The organism is Candidatus Neptunochlamydia vexilliferae, from assembly GCF_015356785.1.
GTDB classification, from domain to species: domain Bacteria; phylum Chlamydiota; class Chlamydiia; order Chlamydiales; family Simkaniaceae; genus Neptunichlamydia; species Neptunichlamydia vexilliferae.
On sequence record NZ_JAAEJV010000081.1, the window covers coordinates 1 to 6,040 of the forward strand.

The following is a 6,040-nucleotide window of genomic DNA, read 5'->3' on the forward strand; positions in this document are numbered from 1 at the left end:
TGGATGAAAGATGCGTCGGGGGCAAGCCCCCCGCTGCCCCCGACGTATCTTTCTTACATATACCACCGATAAATGTGCGAACTTTTTACCTGTAAAGGTAAACAAGGCCCAAAAATCGATTAATCAGTAATTTTGCAATTGGCTCCTCAGTTTTGGGTATACTTCACGGTGGCCCCCAAATGGGGTCACCAGGTGTGCGGGAGGGGTCGGCTGGCTGTGGGGCTTGAGGGGAAGGTTGTTCTGGCGGCGCTTGTTGTCCATCTTGAGTTTGTTTTTTGTCAGGCTCGCAAAAAAGATCGCCAGTTGCAGAAAGGGCGGTGACAGTCGCTCCTTGCTGGATCCCTCCAATCACTCCAAAAACCTTCCCATTTTTGCAGGTTAGAATGACGGTATAAGGGGTTTGAGACCAGACGTTATTTCCCGAGTAAGAGTCTTGCCAAGTCGACTGTTGTTGGGGAGCAATGGTGAGCTTTCCCTTGCTATTTCCATCAGCAGAAAGGACCTCTGCGTGAAGAAGGTAAGGACTGTCATTCATGATCCGGACAGAAGCTGCCGAAAGGGTGCTTAACGCAACCAGGAAGAGAATGGTTATAAAGACATTTCGAGTGTTGTATCTGTAAAGCTTTTTGGAGAAATTGCGCTCAGATTTTTGCAAGAATTTGTTCTTCCAAAATCGACACCATTGTCCATGAGACAAGGGGAGATTTTGGAAGGGCAAAGAATGGTGAAAAAATGAAGCTAATTTCCCAAAAAAATTTATAGATATAACACTATTCCACATGAGCCCATTTAAAGTCGATGTTGCCCATTGTTGTCAATACCACATCCTTTAAATGGTCATCTTGAACATAAAGCATCGTAAAGTAAAAGATCGGAATAACAGGCATTTCATCCATGATGATCGCTTCACTTTTTCGAAGAAACTCTTTTCTCGCTTCTATATCGGTATAGTCAAGAGAAGCTTCTAAAAGTTCATAGTAGCGAAGGCTTTCCCAGTTTGTGTTATTGGTGCCACAATGCTTTGTCTTAAAAACTTCAAGGAAGTTAATGGGGTCATTGAAGTCGGCAAGCCAATCGCTTAGAGCAAGGGTATAGTCTTTCTTGGAGATCCGGTCGAAGAACACTTTATGTTCTGCAGGCTCTAGCTTTACTTCAATCCCAAAGGCCTCGCGCCACTGACTTTGAATTGCTTGAGCAAGGATACGACTTCTTTGTGAAGAGGCAAAGGTAAGAGTAATCTGGGGAAACCTTCTCGATGGGATACCCATTTCATTAAGGGCTTCATTAAAGAGTTTTTGAGCTGTTTCAACATCTCCATCTTCAAAATAAGGGGTTTGCTGTAGTCCCATGGAAGAGGGGACGATTCCTGTAGCGGGAAGCTGTTTTCCTTGAGTAACATGTTCCACGATAGATTTCCTGTTGATGGCTAAGGCAAGAGCTTTTCTAAGTTTATTTGATTCAAAAGGAGCTTTTTCAATATTAATCCGGATCCACTTCGTCGCCAATACTGGAGTACTATGTAATTTGTTTATGGATTTCAGTGTTTCAAGGGCGTCAACTGGGATTCTAGAAAAAGGAGAACCTTCCCAGCTGAGATCATTGGAGTCAAAAATATTGAAGTCGGAACCTTCGTTCATCATGACCATTTTTAGCCCCGACAAAGAAACGGACCTTTGATCCCAGTAGCCATTATTTTTCTTTGCTTCTATGGCATTATGGTGCTTCCAGTCCTGTAAAAGGAAAGGGCCATTTCCAACGTAGGTAATTTCTTTTTCAGCCCAGTGTGAGTTGGCTCGATCGACATGGCTATTAACGGGGAAGTAAATCGGGTTTGCGGTCAGTTCTAAAAAATAAGGGGTGGGGTGATTAAGGGTAACGACAAGGGTCTTTTCGTCACGTACTTCGATTCCTACTAGGCTTAAAGGAAGATTTCCAAGCTTAGCCTCTTTAGCGTTTTTAATCACATAGAGCATATTGGCATTGGGGGCATTGAAGCTGGGGGTCAGGCTTTTTTTCCAGGCGTAGGCGAAGTCTTGGGCAGTCACTTTATCCCCATTGGACCACTTGCAATCCCTTAAGGTAAATGTGTAGGTTTTTTTATCTGCAGACACATCTACTTTTTTTGCAAGGGCAAGGGAAGGATTTCCCATTTTGTCAATACGGGTCAAACCGTCCATGAACATTCTAATCAAGTTGATGTCGGTTAATGCGCGCGCTTTTCTTGGGTCTAAGGTTTGGGGTTCACTTTTGATGTTGATCGTGATTTGTTGGCGGTTATCTTGGCTCGATGGGCTGGCTCCCCGTTTACACCCTGTAAGGGCAAAGACTAGAAGAGGAATAAGTAGCAATCTCATAAATCACCTGACGCGTTATGTGGTTTAATGTTAAACTTAATATTATAGATGATTTTTTGCACGAGATTTTTTTCCTATGAAAAACCGACTATGGTTCGTCGATTTCTCGATTAAATTCCTTTAAAAGGCGTTTGATATTTGCCTCGGTTTCCCGCATCTCTGGCTTTTCGCTTGGTTTCTTTTGTTTTTTCACCATGAGTGAAACAAAACCGTTGATCGAGAGGGTTTTCACCCCTAGATAAGAGGCTTTTTTTGCAAGAGGTTTGTCGGAAGTGACTAAAGTGGTGTCTTTTGCATCCCACTCCAAAAGCTCTAGGATGTATGCATCGGCAGAAAGATTTTTAGGAGAGAAGCTTACTTCGATATTTTTGAGCTTCCGTTTTGTCGCAAATACTCCTGCATTTTGCTCATGACTATCAAAAACGAGCAAAATGTTTAGGTTACGTGCTTCTTCATCGAGAAAAGCAATAAAGGATTCCCGTTTTTTCTCCAAAGGGAGGACATCTTCTTCAAGTTTAAAAAAGAAATTATAGCCATCGATAATGTAACGCATTAGGTTCTGCTCTCGAAATTTATCGCCAGGTCTTCAGGGATCTTTCCAGAAATTTGAAATTTTTTTGCCTCAAAAATAGTGCCTGACTATTTACATTCGGCAAAAAAATTTCAAATTTCAAGAAAACTTCCTCTGAAGCCCTTGGCCCTAAATTTCGAGAGCAGAACCTAGTGCTTTTGTAGAAGAGCTTCGAAAGCAGGCATGAGTTTGTCGAGCGCTTTTCTGCGATGAGAAATTTTGTTTTTGGTTTCCTCATCGAGCTCGGCAAAGGTTTTGTTATAGTCATACTTAAGAAAGAGGGGGTCGTAGCCAAATCCTTGGCTTCCCCGGGATGTGAGGATAAGAGATCCCTCGCACATTCCCTTGACCTGCGTTTGGATGCCATCTGGAGAGGAGAGGGCAATAGCGCAAACGTAATAGCCAATCCGCTTACTTTCTTCAAGGCCATCTAAAGCCTTAATAAGCTTGGTACGGTTTTCCTTATCGGTTGCATTTTCGCCTGCATAGCGGGCACTTCGAACGCCAGGATCATCGTTAAGGGCAGGGACAACAAGGCCGGAATCATCAGCAAGGACCCACCGCTTGAGCGCATCTGCAGCATGGGTTGCCTTGATAAAGGCATTTTCCTCAAAGGTTGCTCCCGTTTCTTCAGGAGGTTCGTAGTCGGGAAAATCGAGAAGAGAGAGGAAGTCAAAAGGGTATTGCCCTTTTAAGATCGCCCGGATCTCTCGGATTTTGTGGAGGTTTCTTGAAGCAATAACAATTTCCATATGAGCTTATCTTAAAAAGTTTCGAAGTAATTTCGCAAGTTAAAGATTGTTAAATTTTTTCCCTGGATCTCTATTTTATCTCCCACTTTACGTCCCATGAGGGATTGAGCAAGCTTTGATTGGAAGGAGAGGATATGCTTATCGGGATCCGCTTCCCAAGGACCTAAAAAGATATAAGAGAGTTCTTTTCCCGCATCATCTTTGCAGTCAATGACAACACCGATACCCACCTTATCGGTAGAGATATCATCTTTTGTGAGGATCCGCGCTTTATTAAACTGGGCAGAAAGGGTGCGAAGCTCGCTCTGAAGGCGATCACGTCGTTCAAGGGCTGCTTTAAATTCCGCATTTTCACGGAGATCTCCTAGGGCGCGCGCTGCCTCAATTTCTTTTGCATTTTCAACGGTTTCAACGGTCGAAATTTCTTGGATCCGCCCCTTAACTTTTTTGTAGCCCTCTTCGGTGGTCCAAATAATCTCTTCTTCGCCTTGCTTCCCTTCTTCATATTTTTTCCCAAGCTTAGCAAGAGAGGGGTGGACCACTTGAGCTAAAGAGTGGAAGATCTTAATGTCATGATCGGTCAGGCTTTGACATTTTGTCGCTAAAAGGAGAAATTCTTGAACAGCCTCTTTGGAAGCGTGCTGGAAAACCTTCCGTACATTGCTATAGCGCCCTGTTGTGAGGAAGGTGAGAATCTTTTTAACAAGATCGCGCTGATTAGAATTTGATTCAACATTGCTGAGTAAGATAAGAAGGGCTTCGAAAAAGCGGATTTTCCCCTCTTTACCTCCTAAAGGGAGAGCATCATCTTTCATCATCTTTTGGAAATACCATAAAAGAAAGTGGGGGTGACGATCAGGGAAGGTTAAAATCGTCTCAAGCTTTTTACTTACCTCTTCTTGTTGCTCTTTTAAGAGTTCTCCAAGGATGTAATCACGCAAAGGGTTTTGATCGACTGCGAAAAGAAGACTCAAAAACGAAACCGCCCAATCTTCACGGAGTTTTCGGACTTGCATCAGAGCCCGTTTCTTAAAGGCAATGATAGCGATCGCGTTCACAACATCTTCAGGAGAGGTAAACCGTTTGATGAGCTCTTTGGTTGGGGAGTACTCTTTTCCAGCCCCTAAATCTTCTAAGAAGAAATAGAGTTGAAGCTCTTGCGCATCGGAAAGTTCTTCGTTGGCAAGGGCATCTTTAAACTTTTCCTCTAGGTGGCTGCGGAATTCTTCGTTTTTAAGGGTTTGAGGAAAGTCACGAAGAAAGGCGTAGACCATTTGGATAAGCTCGCCAGCCTCTGGCTTTTTTTCTAAAGCTTTTTGGAGGCGGTCCTCATGGGTCACTTCGGTTTCTCGGAGTTTGAAAGGGCTCCGGAGATCCTCAGGGGTTTCGATAAGGGTATCTTTTTTAAGTTTTGTCCGTGTTGTTTGCCACCATCGCGCCCACTCATCGGTTGGAATGACAAGCTCTTCGAGCTCTTCTTTGATTTCAGAAGCGGTTAACGGTCCTAAATCCCGAAGAAGGATATGGATGACCTCATTAGCATTTTTCTTTGCGCGTGCTTCGAGCTCCTCAGGACTTCCAAAGCGGAGGGCCAAAAAGTGATCATCTGGAATGGGAATGAGCGTTTTGAAAGCATTTTCAAAAGAGAGATCTTTTTTGCCGGGGACATAATCAAATTCGAGGGCAAGCTGCTCTCGCAAAAAAGAGATCTCCATGATCTCTCCAACGCCCCATCCTCCAGTATGGAAGACAAAATTCCCTTTTTTGAGGTGGTTAAGGAGAATGTAATTGCTAACGGCCCCTTGGAAGGAGTCCATCTCCCGAAGACCGATTAAACGGATTTTGTCATTGAAGTAACGGTCCTCGCCATACCTTTCCTTGAGGTAGTTGAAAACCAAATTTCCAAGTTCCGGGGTGTTGGTTGTTTGGAGGTCGAAGATAAGCTTGAAAATTTCCTGACCTAGATCGGTATCTTTGATCTTTTCCCAAAGAGAGAGAGCTTTTTCGACGTGGCGTCCAAAAGGAGTGGCAAGTTCCGAGTCCTTGACATTTGTCAAAACCCGGCGGAGCTCTTCTCCATCCACCTCATCCCCCATACAGTACTCTTCCCAAAGAGACAAAAAGGAAGGATAATCATGATTATTAAGGTGTTTTTGAAACTGGTCTAAATAACTCATCGACATAAAAACTTTGAATCCTTTTGCGCTCTATTTAAGGGAGTATAAGAGTTTAATCAATTAACTTCAAATTTAACGGAATTTTTACAGCAATTCCCGGAATAAAAAATTTGAATAGCCCCCCTAACCATTTTTAAGCTACTAAAATTTCGTCCATGGAGGGACTATAAGGAAATAGCATTTCCA

At 43.3% G+C, this 6,040-nt stretch carries 5 protein-coding genes; all 5 read right to left on the reverse strand.

The window, feature by feature from the left end:
* Positions 1–163 precede the first annotated feature (163 nt).
* Positions 164–655, reverse strand: coding sequence for a hypothetical protein (locus tag NEPTK9_RS08855; RefSeq protein WP_194848473.1), 492 nt, complete (start codon positions 653–655; stop codon positions 164–166).
* 115 nt (positions 656–770) lie between these two features.
* Positions 771–2,354 (reverse strand): peptide ABC transporter substrate-binding protein, encoded by a 1,584-nt coding sequence (locus NEPTK9_RS08860; RefSeq protein WP_194848474.1) that lies wholly within the window; start codon positions 2,352–2,354, stop codon positions 771–773.
* Positions 2,355–2,442: 88 nt separating this feature from the next.
* Positions 2,443–2,907: an NYN domain-containing protein gene (locus NEPTK9_RS08865; protein WP_194848475.1), complete on the reverse strand. Its 465-nt coding sequence runs from the start codon at positions 2,905–2,907 to the stop codon at positions 2,443–2,445.
* 167 nt (positions 2,908–3,074) lie between these two features.
* Positions 3,075–3,677, reverse strand: coding sequence for an RdgB/HAM1 family non-canonical purine NTP pyrophosphatase (rdgB, locus tag NEPTK9_RS08870; protein ID WP_194848476.1), 603 nt, complete (start codon positions 3,675–3,677; stop codon positions 3,075–3,077).
* Between the two features lie 11 nt (positions 3,678–3,688).
* Positions 3,689–5,860: a GreA/GreB family elongation factor gene (locus NEPTK9_RS08875; protein WP_194848477.1), complete on the reverse strand. Its 2,172-nt coding sequence runs from the start codon at positions 5,858–5,860 to the stop codon at positions 3,689–3,691.
* Positions 5,861–6,040: the final 180 nt, after the last annotated feature.

What these genes read in the sequence shown, in the direction of transcription:
- NEPTK9_RS08860 (WP_194848474.1), bottom strand. Translation starts at nt 2,354, where the DNA reads ATGAGATTGCTACTTATTCCTCTTCTAGTCTTTGCCCTTACAGGGTGT.
- NEPTK9_RS08865 (WP_194848475.1), bottom strand. Translation starts at nt 2,907, where the DNA reads ATGCGTTACATTATCGATGGCTATAATTTCTTTTTTAAACTTGAAGAA.
- rdgB (WP_194848476.1), bottom strand. Translation starts at nt 3,677, where the DNA reads ATGGAAATTGTTATTGCTTCAAGAAACCTCCACAAAATCCGAGAGATC.
- NEPTK9_RS08875 (WP_194848477.1), bottom strand. Translation starts at nt 5,860, where the DNA reads ATGTCGATGAGTTATTTAGACCAGTTTCAAAAACACCTTAATAATCAT.